The organism is Mesocryomonas lacus (assembly GCF_055730105.2).
The window spans coordinates 83,631-98,943 of sequence record NZ_JBUZWF020000008.1; the positions used below are offsets into that span (position 1 = coordinate 83,631).

Annotated in this window: 14 protein-coding genes; 10 read left to right on the forward strand and 4 right to left on the reverse strand. The window is 68.8% G+C overall.

Going from position 1 to position 15,313, the window contains the following annotated elements:
• Positions 1 to 31: 31 nt before the first annotated feature.
• Positions 32 to 559 carry a hypothetical protein gene (locus ACZLZQ_RS21805; protein WP_472935731.1) on the reverse strand — a complete coding sequence of 176 codons (528 nt, stop codon included), beginning with the start codon at positions 557 to 559 and terminating at the stop codon, positions 32 to 34.
• Between the two features lie 254 nt (positions 560 to 813).
• Positions 814 to 2,190: an esterase-like activity of phytase family protein gene (locus ACZLZQ_RS21810; protein ID WP_472951181.1), complete on the reverse strand. Its 1,377-nt coding sequence runs from the start codon at positions 2,188 to 2,190 to the stop codon at positions 814 to 816.
• A gap of 201 nt (positions 2,191 to 2,391) precedes the next feature.
• Here ACZLZQ_RS21810 and ACZLZQ_RS21815 point away from each other — a divergent pair, with 201 nt between their 5' ends.
• Positions 2,392 to 3,096, forward strand: coding sequence for an SDR family oxidoreductase (locus tag ACZLZQ_RS21815; RefSeq protein WP_472951182.1), 705 nt, complete (start codon positions 2,392 to 2,394; stop codon positions 3,094 to 3,096).
• A gap of 26 nt (positions 3,097 to 3,122) precedes the next feature.
• Here the strand turns inward: ACZLZQ_RS21815 and ACZLZQ_RS21820 are convergent, their stop codons facing one another.
• The gene (locus tag ACZLZQ_RS21820; protein ID WP_472951183.1) at positions 3,123 to 4,112 is read right to left on the reverse strand and encodes a ChaN family lipoprotein; all 990 of its coding nucleotides are present in this window, start codon (positions 4,110 to 4,112) and stop codon (positions 3,123 to 3,125) included.
• Between the two features lie 284 nt (positions 4,113 to 4,396).
• On the opposite strand from ACZLZQ_RS21820, the gene ACZLZQ_RS21825 reads away from it, so the two are divergent.
• The 3 genes from ACZLZQ_RS21825 to ACZLZQ_RS21835 all read left to right on the forward strand — a co-directional run bounded on the left by ACZLZQ_RS21825 (position 4,397) and on the right by ACZLZQ_RS21835 (position 7,124).
• The gene (locus ACZLZQ_RS21825; RefSeq protein ID WP_472935727.1) at positions 4,397 to 4,825 is read left to right on the forward strand and encodes a GlcG/HbpS family heme-binding protein; all 429 of its coding nucleotides are present in this window, start codon (positions 4,397 to 4,399) and stop codon (positions 4,823 to 4,825) included.
• Positions 4,826 to 4,971: 146 nt separating this feature from the next.
• Positions 4,972 to 6,486, forward strand: coding sequence for a siroheme synthase CysG (gene cysG, locus ACZLZQ_RS21830; protein ID WP_472951184.1), 1,515 nt, complete (start codon positions 4,972 to 4,974; stop codon positions 6,484 to 6,486).
• Positions 6,483 to 7,124, forward strand: a complete 642-nt coding sequence (locus ACZLZQ_RS21835; protein WP_472951185.1) for a nucleoside triphosphate hydrolase — start codon at positions 6,483 to 6,485, stop codon at positions 7,122 to 7,124. The genes cysG and ACZLZQ_RS21835 overlap by 4 nt, the downstream gene beginning before the upstream one ends.
• A 171-nt stretch (positions 7,125 to 7,295) precedes the next feature.
• Here ACZLZQ_RS21835 and ACZLZQ_RS21840 read toward each other — a convergent pair whose 3' ends face one another.
• Positions 7,296 to 8,921 (reverse strand): ABC-F family ATP-binding cassette domain-containing protein, encoded by a 1,626-nt coding sequence (locus ACZLZQ_RS21840; protein ID WP_472951186.1) that lies wholly within the window; start codon positions 8,919 to 8,921, stop codon positions 7,296 to 7,298.
• Between the two features lie 351 nt (positions 8,922 to 9,272).
• Here ACZLZQ_RS21840 and ACZLZQ_RS21845 point away from each other — a divergent pair, with 351 nt between their 5' ends.
• The 6 genes from ACZLZQ_RS21845 (at position 9,273) to ACZLZQ_RS21870 (ending at position 14,999) form a co-directional block, all read left to right on the forward strand.
• A complete protein-coding gene (locus ACZLZQ_RS21845) occupies positions 9,273 to 10,073 on the forward strand; it encodes a GGDEF domain-containing protein (protein ID WP_472951187.1) in 801 nt (266 codons plus the stop codon).
• A gap of 553 nt (positions 10,074 to 10,626) precedes the next feature.
• Positions 10,627 to 11,676 (forward strand): tonB-system energizer ExbB, encoded by a 1,050-nt coding sequence (exbB, locus tag ACZLZQ_RS21850; protein ID WP_472951188.1) that lies wholly within the window; start codon positions 10,627 to 10,629, stop codon positions 11,674 to 11,676.
• A gap of 4 nt (positions 11,677 to 11,680) precedes the next feature.
• Complete coding sequence (exbD, locus tag ACZLZQ_RS21855; RefSeq protein ID WP_472951189.1) at positions 11,681 to 12,196, forward strand: TonB system transport protein ExbD; 516 nt, start codon at positions 11,681 to 11,683, stop codon at positions 12,194 to 12,196.
• On the forward strand, positions 12,193 to 13,176 hold the full coding sequence (locus ACZLZQ_RS21860; protein ID WP_472951190.1) for an energy transducer TonB family protein: 984 nt from the start codon (positions 12,193 to 12,195) through the stop codon (positions 13,174 to 13,176). The genes exbD and ACZLZQ_RS21860 overlap by 4 nt, the downstream gene beginning before the upstream one ends.
• Positions 13,177 to 13,395: 219 nt before the next feature.
• Positions 13,396 to 14,265, forward strand: a complete 870-nt coding sequence (locus ACZLZQ_RS21865) for a fumarylacetoacetate hydrolase family protein (RefSeq protein WP_472951191.1) — start codon at positions 13,396 to 13,398, stop codon at positions 14,263 to 14,265.
• Positions 14,262 to 14,999, forward strand: coding sequence for an SDR family NAD(P)-dependent oxidoreductase (locus tag ACZLZQ_RS21870; RefSeq protein ID WP_472951192.1), 738 nt, complete (start codon positions 14,262 to 14,264; stop codon positions 14,997 to 14,999). The genes ACZLZQ_RS21865 and ACZLZQ_RS21870 overlap by 4 nt, the downstream gene beginning before the upstream one ends.
• Positions 15,000 to 15,313: the final 314 nt, after the last annotated feature.

Sequence of the window (15,313 nt, forward strand, 5' to 3'; positions counted from 1 at the left end):
GCCGTGCAAGCGAAGGCATGCACAGCGGTCCTTACTGCGGTTCGACCTTTGTGTTTCCTCCGTCGCTGACGTCAGGAACAACCAGAGGCTTCGTGGACGCGGCATTGTCGACCACAGCCTTCACGATGTTGGCGCTCCGGCTGTCGAGGGCGAACCCGGCGATGGACGGGGTGAGCTGGACCGGCGTGAACTTCTGCTCCCGCAGGTAATCACTGGCTGCCTGTGTCTGCGGGAAGAGGACGAACTGTTCGCCCACCCAAACAATCTTGACGTTCCTGTCGATGGGAAAGCCTGCATCGGCCAGCAGTGTCACGACATCTGTTTGGGCGACGCGCAACTGAGTCTCGATCGTTGCTGCCTTTTCGCGGAGGCCAACGACGCTGCGCTTGATGTCCTGAACCTCGTCGAGCAGCGTCCCGATCGCCGCGGTATGTTGGCCCAGAACCTGCGCCGTCGACCATTGATTGGTCATCACGGTATAGGCCATTGCCGCGACCACGCCGGTCACTGCGATATTCAGGCCTGCTGCGGTCAAGACGGTTGAGGTGCTGGCGGCCATCGATACCCTCCTCCGTTCTTTTGCCGAGTTTCCTCTTACGGGGATACGAGACAAGCATCCGGCTTGATTACGGGGATACGAGACAAGCATCCGGCTTGATTTGGCAAGACGCGTAAACGTAGCCGGCCGCAGTCCAAGACGACTCGGACCGAAATACGCCATCGTCAAGCGGCAGCGCCTGGAATGACGTTGGGCTCGCCACAAATGGCGAGCCCAACTGACACATTCTCGGTACAGCGCGATCGGTACGCCCGTTATTCAGCTTTCAGAAAATCGCCGACGTCGAGCAGCACGAACTCGTTGTCGTCGACCTTGTTGAGGTTGCGGCCGGCCGAGAACGGGAAGTTGTTGTCGTTGCCGACGATGATGTGGGTGTCGTCCACCCGGTCGACATTCTCGATGGTGACGAACGGCATGTCGTAGACGCCGTCCTTGCCGCCTTGCTTGGCGAGACCGTTCGGATCCTTGATCGCGAGGAGGTCGATATAGCCGATCTTGCGCGCCGCCTTGCCGGCATTCGCGTCGGTCAGCTCGATCTTGGTGATCCGCTTCAGCTTGGCGGGCGTCGCGAAGCAGTCGGCCGCCGGCTCGCCCTTGCAGGCGTCAGCCGGACGGCCGGCGCCGTTGTCGCGCTCGATGACGAGGCCCTCGGTCGCGCTGATCATGTTGAAGTCGCCGATCGCCTCGCCGCCGGCGGCGAGCGGATAGAGCCAGGACCGGCCGGTCCAGTCGCCCTTGGCGACGTCGAACTCGATGATCTCGAGCCCGGTGCGGCCGTCCCCGGTGGTGGCCGTCTTGCCCTCAGTGTAGAGCGGCCCCTCGAGCAGGCCGTAGAGACGCGTGCCGTCCGGCGACAGTGCCAGTCCCTCGAACCCGCCCGAGCGCTTGACGTTGATCGCCGGCATCGGCTTGGTCGGATTGTCCGGCAGCTTCACCAGCGCATTGTCGGGCGACATCACCTTGGTCTCGCCGACCTTCGTCGCGTGCACCGACTGCAGCCGGCCCGCGGTGTCGAACTTCAGGAGATAGGGGCCGAACTCCTCGCCGACCCAGAATCCGTCCGCCACCGGCTGGATGGATTCGACGTCGAAGTCGGCGCCGGTGAGATAGCGCGTGTCGGTGCCTTCCAGCGTGATCGGGAACGGCGCCTTCATCTCGGGATCGCTGAGGAAGATCGTCTCCTTGCGCTCGACGGTTCCGGCCTTCCAGTCGATGGCGAGGTGGTGCAGCATCAGCATGGCGTCGCTCGACGTCGCCTTCGAGCCGAAGCCGTTGTCGGACAGGCTCCAGAACGTACCGTCCGCCATCTTGCGGATGCCCGAGAAACCCTGGACCGACTGGCCGTCGACGGGCAGGCCGGTATTGGTCGGACGCTTGCCGTCCATGCCTGGCACCGTGCCGAGCGCGGTGGTGCGCTGGCGGTCGGGCGTCGTGAACTTGCCGGCCTGCTTCAGGAAGGTCGGGGCGTCGGCAGGGGCTGCAACCGTCGTCGCCGCCGGCAGCACGGCCTGGCCGGCGAGCACGGCGTCGAAGGCCTTGCCCTCGAGAGCGTTGCCGTCAGAGGACTGCGCGGAAGCGGCGCAGGCGCTGAGAAGCAGCAGCGCGATGCTGCGGGCGAGAATCGATGTCATCGGGGTGTCTCCGGCCGAATGCGATGGGCCGTAGACATAGGTTTTGCGTGACAGCCGGTTGACGGGTGGGTGAATGCCTCGTGACAGAAAGAGTGCTGCTACGTCGCCCTCAGCCACCGTCCGGCCGATCCGATGCGATGGGAAGGGAGCGCCGCGCTACACTCTCTCGTCGAATCAGCGGTCAGAGTGAGAAGGAAGATCATGCCAAGCCAGAAGATTGCCATCATCACCGCCGGCGGCAGCGGCATGGGCGCGGAGGCGGCGCGGCGGTTGGCGGCCGATGGCTTCGGCGTCGCAATCCTCTCCTCCTCCGGCAAGGGCGAGGCGCTGGCGGCCGAGCTCGGTGGCATCGGCGTGACCGGGTCGAACCGCTCGAACGAGGACCTGCAGCTTCTGGTCGACGCCACCCTCGCCCGCTGGGGACGGATCGACGTGCTCGTCAACAGCGCCGGCCATGGGCCAAGGGCGCCGATCCTCGACCTTACCGACGAGGACTGGCACACCGGGCTCGACGTCTACCTGATGAACGTCATCCGCCCGACGCGGCTGGTCACCCCGCATCTGCAGGCGGGCGGCGGCGGCGCCATCATCAACATCTCGACCTTTGCGGCCTTCGAGCCCGATCCGCTGTTTCCGACCTCCGGCGTCTTCCGGGCCGGCCTTGCCGCCTTCACCAAGCTCTTTTCCGACAAATATGCAGCCGAGAACATCCGGATGAACAACGTCCTGCCCGGCTTCATCGACAGCCTGCCGGAGACCGAGGAGCGGCGGCAGCGCATTCCGATGCAACGCTATGGCCACAGCGCAAAGGTCGCCGCCACCATCGCCTTCCTCGCCTCCGAGGGCGCCGGCTACATCACCGGCCAGAACATCCGCGTCGACGGCGGCATCACCCGTTCGGTCTGAGCCGGCCGGCCTCGCCGCCTTGCCGGTCACTCGGCGCCGGCAGCCGGCGCTTTCGGCATCGCCTTCAGCTGCTCCGCGAGGCCCTCGCAGGGATCGGCGATGTCGGCTTTCGGGGTAAAAAGGACGAAATCGTAGGGTGCCGGCGTCTCCGGCGAAATGCCGAGGGTCGCAAGGTCGGCCGTGGCACTGGTCACCTCGACGAGCCCGATCACGACCACGGCAGCGCCTGGTTCGCGGGCGCGGATCGCGGCCGGCACGCCCCGGTCGGCCCGCGCATGCCCCGAGCCGGCGACCAGCACGGCCGCCCCCGTCGGCGCGGACGCCGCGATCATCGCGTCGGCGAGCGCCGCATCGCGCGCCCGCTGGACGTTCAGCATGCCGGGCAGCGCCGCGTCGGGCAGCATGCCGCAATGCGAGTCCCTGAGCTCGGTAGTCAGCGCTGCCGCGGCATCCTCGGGCATCGTCCGGTCCAGCCCGAGACGTGCCGCCTCCCCGGGCCCGAGCGCTGCAAAGCCTTGTCGCCCTATCGCGCGCGCGGTCTCCCGGCCGAGGTCGCCGGGCCGGATCGCCAGACCCGCGCCGAGCGCTGCTTCGGCGATCGGCTGGTACATCGCATAGTCCGGCCAGCCCCGCTCGTTCCACCGCACGGCCGGGCCTAGCCCTGCGGCGGTCCGCTGGGGATCGCCGAGGAAGGCGACGAGCGCCGGGGCCTCGTCGGCGGTGATCATCTCGAACACCAGAGCGGGCTTTCGGGACGCGAGATCAGCGACGATGGCGGCCTGGATCAGGTGGTGGTCGGGGTTGTCGTGCGTCTCGCCGACCAGCACGTAGCGGGCCGCCGCGATCGCCTGTTCGAGCGCTGCCACCGCCACCGGCCGGCCATCGGGGCCGGCGAAAGTCCCGACCAGCGGATTGCCGGCGAAATGCTGCGACTGCCAGGTCCGCGGCAGCTCGAGCGCCCCGGCAGGGCTTGTCGCCAGCGCCAGCACCGCTGCCCATCCGATCCATCTCAGCATCCGCAGCCTCCGCTCTTTTCCGCGCCGCGCGGAACCTTCCCGGCGGCGACCTTGCCCGCCGCAATTCGATCGCGCAAACGGCGTCTTGCCGCTCCCCCGCGGACAGGCGGGTTCAGGCACACCCGGTGGCGGGCGCTTGCGGCCAAGCGAACGGCACCTTCGGGCCTTGCCGACAACAGCGCTTGCGGTGTGGCCGGCAAACCCTCTATCGCGAAGAGGACGCCCGGCGGGATCGGGCCTTCTCCTGCCGCGGGCTAGTCCCCCGGCGCAGCCAAGGATCCACGATGACCCTCACCCTCGACCATGCCCGCACCATGATCCAGACCGCCTTTGCCAAGGGCGCCGAGCTGAACCTCAAGCCGCTGACCGTCGCCGTGCTCGATGCCGGCGGCGCGCTGGTGGCGCTGGAGCGGATGACGGGCGCCAGCCCGATGCGGCCGGAGATCGCCATCGGCAAGGCGAACGGCGCGGTGCAGATGGGCATCGGCTCGCGCGCGCTGCAGACCCGCGCCGAGAGCCAGCCCTTCTTCATCCAGGCGATGAACGCGCTCGCCAAGGGTTCGCTGGTGCCGGTGCCGGGCGGCGTCCTGGTGCGCGACGAGGAGGGCCGGGTGATCGGCGCCGTCGGCATTACCGGCGACACCTCGGACAATGACGAGATCTGCGCCGTCGCCGGCATCAAGGCTTGCGGCTTCACCGCCGACCACGGCTGAGCCGCGCAAGCCGGGCGGTTGGCGCGGAAGCGCTTGGCGCAGAAGGAAGAATCTGCACCGAGCGGCGCAATGGTAAAAGCAGACCTCGACATCGCGCCGGCGACGAACGACATTGCCGCTCGCCTGATCTGCCCGGAAAGACCGTGATGTCCGAGATGATTCCCGCCCGGCTCGCCGCCGTCGCCCGCGACGAGGAAAGCGCCCGCACCCGCAGCCAGCGGATCGAGCCGCTGGCGGTGCTGCCGGTGTTCTACGATCTCACGGGCAAGCGCGTCGCCATGGCCGGCGGCGGCGCCGGGGCGGCGTGGAAGGCCGAGCTGCTGGCGGCCGCTGGGGCCAACGTTGTGCTTTATGCCCCGAAAGCCGAGATCGGCGAGGAGATGGCGGTTCTGCTCGCCGGCGGCCCTGCGGCGGGCTCGATTACCCATCTCGACCGGCCCTGGGCGCTCGACAGTTTTGCGCTCGCCGCGCTCGCGGTCGGCGACTGCGAGACCGAGGCCGAGGCGCAGGCCTTCGCCTGCGCCGCGCGCGCCGCCGGCGTGCCCTGCAACGTCGTCGACAAGCCGGACTTCTGCAGCTTCCGCTTCGGCACCATCGTCAACCGTTCGCCCGCCGTCATCGGCATCTCGACCGATGGCGCGGCGCCCATCCTCGGCCAGGCGATCCGCCGCCGCATCGAGACGCTGCTGCCACGCGCGCTCGCCGGCTGGGCCGGCCTTGCCGCCGCCGTGCGGTCGGAGGTGATGGCGCGGCTCGAGCCCGGCCCGCTCCGCCGGGCCTTCTGGGAGCGCTTTGCGGTGAAGGCCTTCACCCGCGAGGCGCCGGATGCGACGGACGCGGCCGACATCCGCCGCCTCGTCGCCGAGATCGCCGCGGCGCCCGAGGTCGGCGGCCGCGTGACGCTGGTCGGCGCCGGCCCCGGCGAGGCCGAGCTCCTCACGCTGAAGGCGGTGCGCGCGCTGCAGGCGGCCGATGTGATCCTCTTCGACGACCTCGTTTCCGACGAGATTCTGGAGCTCGCCCGCCGCGAGGCCAAGCGCATGCTGGTCGGCAAGCGGGCGTCGCGCGAGAGCTGCCGGCAGGAGGACATCAACGCGCTGATGATCCAGTTCGCAAAGGCGGGCAAGCACGTGGTGCGGCTGAAGTCGGGCGACGTCTCGGTGTTCGGCCGGGCCGGTGAGGAAATCGCGGCGCTGAAGGCGGAAGGGATTCCGGTGAGGATCGTACCGGGCATCACCGCGGCCTCGGCGCTGGCCGCCGGCTTCGGCGTGTCGCTGACCCACCGCGACCGGGCGGGCCAGGTGCGCTTCGTCACCGGCCATTCCCAGAAGGGCGACCTGCCGGACAGCCTCGACTGGCGGGCGCTTGCCGACGACCACGCCACCACGATCTTCTACATGGGTGGGCGGATGGCGCCCCGCATCGCCGCCGAGCTGATCGCGCACGGCCTTGCCGCCGAAACCCCCGTCGCCGTCGCCGCCAACATCTCACGACACGACGAGACGCGCGGCACCGGCACGCTCGCCGAACTCGCCGCCATCGTCGCCCGCATCGGTGTCGACCGGCCGATCCTCATCGGCGTCGGACGGGTGTTTGCGGACTGCGAGGCGATGGAAGAAAGCGTCGGCGCCGGGAATTATCTCGCGAGTGGCCGCGCATGAGCCGGCCCCTGACGATCGAGGCGCTCGTGGCGCTGCTCCTGGCGACCGACCGGACGAAGCGCCTGCTCGTGGCGGTCGCCGGGCCGCCGGGCGTTGGCAAGAGCACGACCTGCGAGCACCTGGTCGATCACCTCAACGGCGAGACGCCGGGCCTTGCCGGCCTGCTGCCGATGGACGGCTATCACTTCGACGACGCCGTGCTGATCGCCCGTGGCGACCGGCCGCGCAAAGGCGCGCCGCACACCTTCGATCTCGGCGGACTGGCGGCGATGATCCGACGGCTGAAGGCCGACGACGGCAGCGACATCGCGGTGCCGGTGTTCGACCGTTCGATCGAGATCGCTCGCGCCGGCGGGCGCATCATCGCCGGCAGCACGCGCATCATCGTCGTCGAGGGCAACTACCTGCTCCTCGACGCGCCGGGTTGGCGGGACCTCAAAGACCTCTTCGACGTCACCGTGTCGCTCGCGGCCGACCCGGCCGTGCTGGAGGCGCGGTTGACGGAGCGCTGGCAAGGCTTTGGGCTTGAGGGCGCCGTGATGATCGCCAAGATGGAGGGCAACGACCTCCCCAACATGCGCCTCGTTCTCCGCGAAAGTCTGCCCGCCGACTACGTCCTGCGCACCGACGCGGCGTAGGGCTTGCGGTTGGTGGAGGAGGCGCGGCGCCGACGCTGCCTTCTTCGGCGCATCGGGAAGAAGGGACCGGCAGGCCGATGAGGGGGCTGCCGCAGGCGGCGACCCTCGATAGGCTGCGCCACCCCTCATCCCGCTGCCGCGACCTTCTTCCCGGAGGGGAGAAGGTCTGCCTTACCCCCGCGCGCGCTTCTGCTTCTTGCCCTCGCGCACCTGGCTCGGGGCGCGCTGGCCCTTGTTGGTGCGGTCGAGGACGAATTTCGCGTAGTCGTCCATGTCGCCGTCGAACGGCTTCACGTGGCCGTCGGCGGCAAGCCACAGCCGGTCGGCGACGAGTTCCATCAGCGAGCGATCGTGCGTGACGAGGATCACGGCGCCTTCGTATTCGTTCAGCGCGTCGAGCAGCGCCCGGCGCGAGTCGATGTCGAGATGGTTGGTCGGCTCGTCGAGGATGAGGAGATGCGGCGCCGACATCGCCACCTGGTTCAGGAGCAGGCGCGCGCGCTCGCCGCCCGAGAGCGAGTCGACGATCGTCTCCTGCTTGTCGAAGTGAAAGCCGAACTGCGCGAGCTTCGAGCGGCGCTGCGCCTCGGAGGCGTCCGGCAGCGAGCGGCGGATGATGTCCATCGGCGTGTCGTTCGGGTCCAGCGCCTCGATCTGGTGCTGGTGGAACCAGCCGACCTCGACGCGCCGGTCGCGCTGCATGCGCCCCGCCATCGGCGCCAGCGCCCCGGCGGCAAGCTTGGCGAACGTCGACTTGCCCGCGCCGTTGACGCCGAGAAGGCCGATGCGGTCGTTGATGTCGAGCCGGAGGTTAAGGTCGCGCAGCACGGGCACGCCGGCATAGCCGACATCAACGGCGTCGAGCTGCATCAGCGGCGGCGCTAGTGGGCGCTTCGGCGAGGGCAGCGTGAAGGGCGCCACTTGCGCCTCGATGGTGAGGCCGACCGGCTGCATCTTGGCGAGGCGCTTGACGCGCGACTGCGCCTGCGTCGCCTTGGAGGCCGTCGCCTTGAAGCGGTCGACGAAGCTTTGCAGATGCGCACGCTCGGCGTCCTGCTTGGCCTTGGCGGAGCTTGCCAGCCGCTGGTTCTCCGCCCGGCGCTTCTCGAAGTCGTCGTAGCCGCCGGTATAGAGGTCGAGCTTCTTTTCCGAGAGATGCAGGATGTGGTCGACCGAGTTGTTCAGGAGCTCGCGGTCATGGCTGATGATGAGCGCGGTGTTCGGATATTTCTTCAGCCGCGCCTCCAGCCAGAGCGCGCCCTCGAGATCGAGATAGTTGGTGGGCTCGTCGAGGAGCAGCATGTCGGGTGCCGAGAACAGCGCCGAAGCGAGCGCCACGCGCATGCGCCAGCCGCCGGAAAATTCCGCCATCGGCCGGTCGAGATCGGCGGTGGAAAAGCCAAGGCCGCCGAGGATTTCCGCTGCGCGCGCGGGCGCGCCATCGGCGTCGATGTCGATCAAGCGCATGTAGATGTCGCCGATCTCCTCCGGCTCGGCGGTTTCCAGCGCCGCGGTGAGGCTGGCGCGTTCGAGATCGGCTTCGAGGATGGTCTCGATCAAGGTGATCGGCGTCGCCGGATGCTCCTGGTCGACCGAGCCAATGCGGGCGGCCTTCGGCAGCGCGATTTCACCGCCATCGGGCGACAGCGAGCCGAGGATCAGCTTGAACAGCGTCGACTTGCCGACCCCGTTGCGGCCGACCAGCCCGACCTTTGCGCCGGTCGGCAGGAGCACGTTCGCATCGTCGAAGAATTTTCGGCCCCAGCCGTTGAAGACGAGATTGTTGATCTGCAGCATGATTGGGCCCGGACGTCGGAAAAGCGGAGCGCGACGGCAGGCGGGCGGAAGCCGTGATGCTGCAGTGCAATGCGAACTCGGGCTTTAGCACAGGGCGGGGGTGGTGGCGAGGGTGGTCCGCAGCCGGGTGCAGCCCTGTGCATCGCGCCCTCCCCAGCTCGAACCGATCCCGCGGGCTTCGGCAGGCCGGCCGACATAAACAGTGCATGAACCTTTGGCTGGCTAAATGGTTAAACCGCACCTGCGCTGTTTCTTGCGGCGGATCGCACGAAATCCTAGGCCCTTCATGTCGTCGCTTACCTTTTGCCCCCGTTTTCAAATACCCGGATCCGGGTACTCGGACTGCGTGGCGTGAAGCGCGGAACGCCCGAGCGGCGGGCTTTCTGGTCGGCCACGGGTTGGGCGCGGGTCATCGCGGCGACGACGCTGGGGACACTCTTCTGTGTGCTCGCTGCTGTGGCCGTCGATTCAGTCAATTTCGACGGGATGACGCGCGAAGAAATGCGGTGGTCCGTGTTCATCGATGTGGCGCTGCCGACGGCGCTTGCCGGGCCGCTGCTGTTTTTCCTGACCTACAAGATGCGGCAACTGGCGATCGCCTATGCCGAACTCCTTGTCGTCGCCAGCACCGACAGTCTGACGCGTCTGCTGAACCGGCATGCCTTCACCGTGCTCGCCGAGACCTTTCTCGCACGCACCGACCGGGCGAACGCGACCGCGGCGCTGCTGATCATCGACGCTGACAATTTCAAGCAGATCAACGACGAGTTCGGCCACGAGCGCGGCGACGTGGCGCTGCAGATCATCGCCCGGGCGATCCGCGCCACACTGCGCGAAGCCGACCTCGTCGGCCGGATCGGCGGCGAGGAGTTCGCGGTGCTGCTGCAAGGCACCGACGCGCGACAGGCCGAGGCCGCGGCCGAGCGGATCCGCCTGGCGATCCGCAGCGAAACCTTCCAGCCTGATGGTGTCGCGCGCGCGCTGACGGTCAGCGTCGGCGGCGTGACGTTTCTTGGTCCGGCGAGCTATGACCGCCTGTTCGTCGCCGCCGACCATCACCTCTACGCCGCCAAGGCGGGCGGCCGAGACCAAGTGCGCATGGGCCCCTTCCCCTCCGCCGCGCCGCGCGATGTGGCGGTCGGCGCGGCCTGAGGCCGAGGCCGACGGCGGCTTTCCCTTCGCAGAGAAGCGTCCGGCACCGTCGGGACCGCAAGCGGACGGACAGTCTTGGGCGACGGCGGCGGTATCACGGCTGGCCGACCGGTCGCGGCATGGCGGCCCGGGACCGATGCGACGACAGTGTTGGTAAAGCATCACGCAGATTAGAATCCCTCCAGACAAGCTATCCTCGTCCTCCATGGCGTGAACTGGAATAATTCCAAGGAAGAATTGAGGTTTGGATTCTTCTGTAATTGTGCGTATGGAAACTTGAGTGATCGGGTCAGGAATCGATGCTCTGATCCCCGGCGTCCTCCGCTTCTCCCGAAAGACGGCAGGCCCGGCCCCATTGACCACGAGGTGGGCAGACGGTGCAGCACGCAATCTCCCGAGAGGTCCGGGCCCTGTGGCACCCCGCACCGGCTGGCTTCGCCGATGCGGCCGCGGGGGTCGCGGCGCCGCCTTGCGCCGTCCCGTCGGTCAACACCCCGCCAGCCCGTTCAGCCCTGTCGAGAAAGCCCATTCGGCGTTGCCGAGAAAGATTGAGATGAACGCTCTTCCCCCGCTGTTCACGCGAACCGGGCTCCTGGCCCTTGCTCTGCTGCTGGCGCCCGTCGCCGCAGCCCAAGAACCGTCGGCCCAGCCACCGACGACCCCGCAGGCGGAGGCTCCGACCGCAGCACCGACGCCGCCGGCAACGCCAGCGACGCCTGCCGCCGAAGCCCCGGCAGCTCCCGTGGCGCCGACCGCACCAACTGGCACGGCCGGCGGCAGCGCGGCCGATGACGGCGCACCGACTGGTGGCGCTACCCCGGTGGCTTCCGAGCTCTTGGCCGCCCCAGCGGCAGCGGCGCGGCCGGCGGCGGCGTTGCCGCACGACCTGACGCCCTACGGCATGTTCATGGCCGCCGACTACGTCGTGAAGGCGGTGATGATCGGCCTCGCCTTCGCCTCGCTGGTCACCTGGACGATCTGGCTGGCCAAAAGCATCGAACTCGCCAGCGCCCGCACCCGGGCGCAGCGCGCGGTCCGCCGGCTCGAGCAGGCCGAAAGCCTTGGCGAGGTCGTCGCCGGCGAGCGCGGCGGCAAAGGCGGCAAATGGCCGAAACGCGGCCCGGTCGCCGCGCTCGTCGACGCCGCATTGCGCGAGGAGGAGCGCTCGCCCGACCTCTCGGCCGACGGCATCAAGGAGCGGACGCAGATCGCCCTCCACCGGATCGAGGCCCGCGCCGGCCGCGCCATGCAGCGCGGCACCGGCCTTCTCGCCACCATCGGCTCGACGGCGCCCTTCGTCGGCCTGTTCGGCACGGTCTGGGGCATCATGAACGCCTTCATCGGCATCTCGAAGGCCAACACCACCAACCTCGCCGTCGTGGCGCCGGGCATTGCCGAGGCGCTGCTCGCCACCGCGATCGGCCTCGTCGCGGCGATCCCGGCGGTCATCATCTACAACGTCTTCGCCCGCGCCATCGCCGGCTACCGGGCCGTCCTCGCCGATGCCTCGGCGGAGGTGTTGCGCCATCTCAGCCGCGACCTCGACCGGCGCGCGCACAGCCACGTCAAGGCCGGCGCCGGCCGCCTGCACGCGGCGGAGTAGCGCCATGGGGATCAGCCTCAAGGACAGCGGCGACGACGACATCGGCGAAGTCTCCGACATCAACGTCACCCCCTTCATCGACGTCGTGCTGGTGCTCCTGATCATCTTCATGGTCGCCGCGCCGCTTTCGACCGTCGACATTCCCGTTGACCTGCCGGTCTCCAACGCCGCGCCGCAGCCCCGGCCGGAGGAGCCGCTGTTCCTGACGGTGAAGGACGACCTGTCGCTGTCGGTCGGCAACGACACGGTGCCGCGCGAAGCGCTGCAGGCGACGCTCGATGCGCGCACCGAGGGCGACCGCGAGCAGCGCATCTACCTCAGGGCCGACGGCAAGGTCGCCTATGCCGACCTGATGGAGGTGATGAACGGACTTCGCGGCGCCGGCTACCTGAAGATCGGCCTCGTCGGTCTCGAGGACACCGGCCAGGCCGCCGCCGGCACGCCGAGTGCGCCAAGCGCGCCGCTGCAGAGCGCTCCGGCCGTGCCCGCGGACGCCGCCAGCGGTCCAACGGCACCATGAACCGAGGCAAAGACCCGCGCGCCATCGAGGCGTCCGGCAACGGCTTCTGGCGCTGGGGTCTTGCCGCCACTGTCGTCGCCGGCGCCTATGCCGGCGCCGTCTGGCTGGCGCTCGCCATGCCGCAGCCGGAGGGCGTAGAGGGCGCGGTCAACGAGGCCGTGATGATCGAGCTCGAGCCCTTGGTCGCCGAGGTCGAGGCGCCGCCGCCGGCGCCCGAGCCGAAGCCGGAAGCCGAGATCGCCGAGGCCCCGCCCGAGCCCGTCGCGCCGCCCCCCGTCGTCGAACCGCCGCCGCCGGAGCCGAAGGTGGCTCCGCCGCCGCCCGAACCCGCCCCGCCGGAACCAGAGCCCCCAGTGGTGAAGCCGCCTCCGCCGGTCGAGCCGCCGATCGCTGAGCCCCCGCCGGAACCGCCTGTCGTCGAGCCGCCACCCGAGCCAGCGCCGCCGCCCGTACCGGAACCGGTCGAGGAAGAAGTCGTGCCGGAGTTGCCGGCAGCGGAGACGACGGCGGACGCGGTCCTCAACGCCCCCATCCCGATGGCGCGCCCGACGCCGCCGCGGCCGCGACCGGTGGTGGCGGAGAAGGCACCGGAAAAGCCAAGGCCGCGCAAGGCCGCCGCGCCGCCGCCAAAGCGCGCCGTGCCGCGGGCGGCCGCTGCTGCACCGGCCTCGCGGGCCCCCGCGGCCAGCAACAGCGCTGCGGCGCCGCGCGTGTCCCCGGCGTCCTGGCAGCGCCAGGCGGTCAGCCATTTCCGCAAATTCCGGCGCCAGGTGTCGGTGCGCACCCGCGGCGTTGCGCGGGTCGCTGTCACCATCGACCGCGGCGGAAGGGTGCTGTCGGCAAGGCTCGCCTCGTCCTCCGGCAATGCCGAGTTCGATGACGAAGCGGTCGCTCTGGTGCGACGCGCGAGCCCGATCCCCGCGCCGCCCGACGGCGTCGGCGGCAAGACGTTGTCGCTGACCGTCCCGGTCAACATGTAGGGCTCCCGTATCAGCCCGATGAGGGCGCGGCCCATGGGCCGTGCGCCCCCTGTTGGACCCGCGTCTCCAAAGCCGCCAGCGCTTTCTCGAAAAAACTGGGCTACTAGTCCAGAAGTTGACCGCCGACGCATTGACCGTGCCGGCGAATTCGATCACTCAAAACGCTAGGGTCCGGGGAGAGTGCGCCCAAAGGGCCCTTGGGGGTTTGGGAGATACTGCATGAAACTGCTGCGCCACGGGCCTTTCGGCTCTGAACGTCCGGGCCTACTCGCTGCCGACGGGACCCTCCGGGATCTGTCGGGGGTGATCGCCGATATCGACGATGCCGCGCTGTCGCCCGAGGGCCTGGCCCGGCTGACGGCGATCGACCCCGCGACCTTGCCCGAGGTCGCCGCAGGCACGCGTCTCGGCTGCCCGGTCGCGCGGGTGCGCAAGTTCATCGCCATCGGCCTCAACTTCTCCGACCATGCCGCCGAATCCGGGCTGCCGGTACCAAGCGAGCCGGTGGTGTTCACCAAGGCGACAAGCTGCATCGTCGGTCCGAACGACGACGTCATGCTGCCGCAAGGCTCGGTGAAGACCGACTGGGAGGTCGAGCTCGGCGTCGTCATCGGCACCACCGCCCGCTACGTCGCAGAGGCCGACGCGCTGAAGCACGTCGCCGGCTATGCCCTGATCCACGACGTCTCCGAGCGGGAGTTCCAAATCGAGCGCGGCGGCACCTGGGACAAGGGCAAGGGCTGCGACACGTTCGGCCCGATCGGGCCCTGGCTGGTGACCTCCGACGAGGTCGGCGATCCGCAGTCGCTGTCGATGTGGCTCGACGTCAACGGCGTGCGCCAGCAGACCGGCACCACCGCCACGATGATCTTCACCGTCGCCCACATCGTCGCCTATGTCAGTCGCTTCCTGACGCTCGAGCCCGGCGACGTCATCACCACCGGCACGCCGCCCGGCGTCGGCATGGGCCAGAAGCCGCCGCGCTACCTTAAGGCCGGTGACGTCGTGACGCTCGGCATCGACAGGCTCGGCGAGCAGCGCCAGGACGTCGTCTCGTTCGAAAGCGTCTACGCCCCGGCCGCGGAATGAGCGCCCGCTTCGAGGGCCGCCGGGCGGTCGTCACCGGCGGGGCCTCCGGCATCGGCGAGACGGTCGCCCGGCGTCTGGCCGCCGAGGGCGCGCGCGTTGCCATCTGGGACCGCGACGCGGCGCGGGCCGAGGCCGTCGCGGCCGAGATCGACGGCATCCCCATCGGCCTTGACATTGCCGACTGGCCGGCCGTCGAGCACGCTGCGGCTGAGACTGCGGACAAGCTCGGGGGCATCGACATCCTCGTCGCCTCGGCCGGCATCACCGGGCCGAACGCCACGCTCATCGACTATCCCGTCGACGCGTGGCGCCAGGTGTTCGACGTCAACGTCCACGGCCTCTTCCACTGCAATAAGGCGGTGGCGGCGGTGATGAAGGCCGCGGGCTACGGGCGGATCGTCAACATCGCCTCGGTCGCCGGCAAGGAGGGCAATCCCAACGCCTCGGCTTATTCCGCCTCGAAGGCGGCGGTGATCGGCCTCACCAAGTCGCTCGGCAAGGAGCTCGCCGCATCCGGTGTCACCGTCAACGCCGTCACGCCGGCGGCGGTGAAGACCGCGATCTTCGACCAGATGAGCGAGGCACACATCGCCTTCATGCTGTCGAAGATCCCGATCGGGCGTTTCGGCACGGTCGACGAGGTCACGAGCCTCGTCTGCTGGCTTGCGAGCGAAGAGTGCTCCTTCACCACCGGCGCTGTCTTCGACATTTCCGGCGGACGGGCGACCTACTAGATGGTTTTAATAGCCCGCGCCCGCCTGATGGACGCTCGTGCTTTGCAAGTTGCCGCGGAGTCTTGTCTGGAAGCCATTTTGGTTGCCCAGCAGCGTCTCTAGACCACGTGCGGAAAACCTTGTGCGTCTCGATGGGCGCACAAGGTCACCCTGACTTATAGTTTAGAGCTTTTATCGACCGTCGTCAGTTGGGACGCTCGCCGAAGGCTCCAGACAAGTAGGACCTCGCCAAAGCCCACCTTCCCTTGCGGCGGGTTTGGGTCGAGACATTTCAAGCTGAGGATGCAACTCCCCCACATTTCACATTTCCTTAT

Coding starts and splice junctions, on each gene's coding strand:
- ACZLZQ_RS21840 (WP_472951186.1), bottom strand. CDS start 8,921: ATGCTGCAGATCAACAATCTCGTCTTCAACGGCTGGGGCCGAAAATTC.
- ACZLZQ_RS21805 (WP_472935731.1), bottom strand. CDS start 559: ATGGCCGCCAGCACCTCAACCGTCTTGACCGCAGCAGGCCTGAATATC.
- ACZLZQ_RS21815 (WP_472951182.1), top strand. CDS start 2,392: ATGCCAAGCCAGAAGATTGCCATCATCACCGCCGGCGGCAGCGGCATG.
- exbD (WP_472951189.1), top strand. CDS start 11,681: ATGGGGATCAGCCTCAAGGACAGCGGCGACGACGACATCGGCGAAGTC.
- ACZLZQ_RS21835 (WP_472951185.1), top strand. CDS start 6,483: ATGAGCCGGCCCCTGACGATCGAGGCGCTCGTGGCGCTGCTCCTGGCG.
- exbB (WP_472951188.1), top strand. CDS start 10,627: ATGAACGCTCTTCCCCCGCTGTTCACGCGAACCGGGCTCCTGGCCCTT.
- ACZLZQ_RS21860 (WP_472951190.1), top strand. CDS start 12,193: ATGAACCGAGGCAAAGACCCGCGCGCCATCGAGGCGTCCGGCAACGGC.
- ACZLZQ_RS21810 (WP_472951181.1), bottom strand. CDS start 2,190: ATGACATCGATTCTCGCCCGCAGCATCGCGCTGCTGCTTCTCAGCGCC.
- cysG (WP_472951184.1), top strand. CDS start 4,972: ATGTCCGAGATGATTCCCGCCCGGCTCGCCGCCGTCGCCCGCGACGAG.
- ACZLZQ_RS21865 (WP_472951191.1), top strand. CDS start 13,396: ATGAAACTGCTGCGCCACGGGCCTTTCGGCTCTGAACGTCCGGGCCTA.
- ACZLZQ_RS21820 (WP_472951183.1), bottom strand. CDS start 4,112: ATGCTGAGATGGATCGGATGGGCAGCGGTGCTGGCGCTGGCGACAAGC.
- ACZLZQ_RS21825 (WP_472935727.1), top strand. CDS start 4,397: ATGACCCTCACCCTCGACCATGCCCGCACCATGATCCAGACCGCCTTT.
- ACZLZQ_RS21870 (WP_472951192.1), top strand. CDS start 14,262: ATGAGCGCCCGCTTCGAGGGCCGCCGGGCGGTCGTCACCGGCGGGGCC.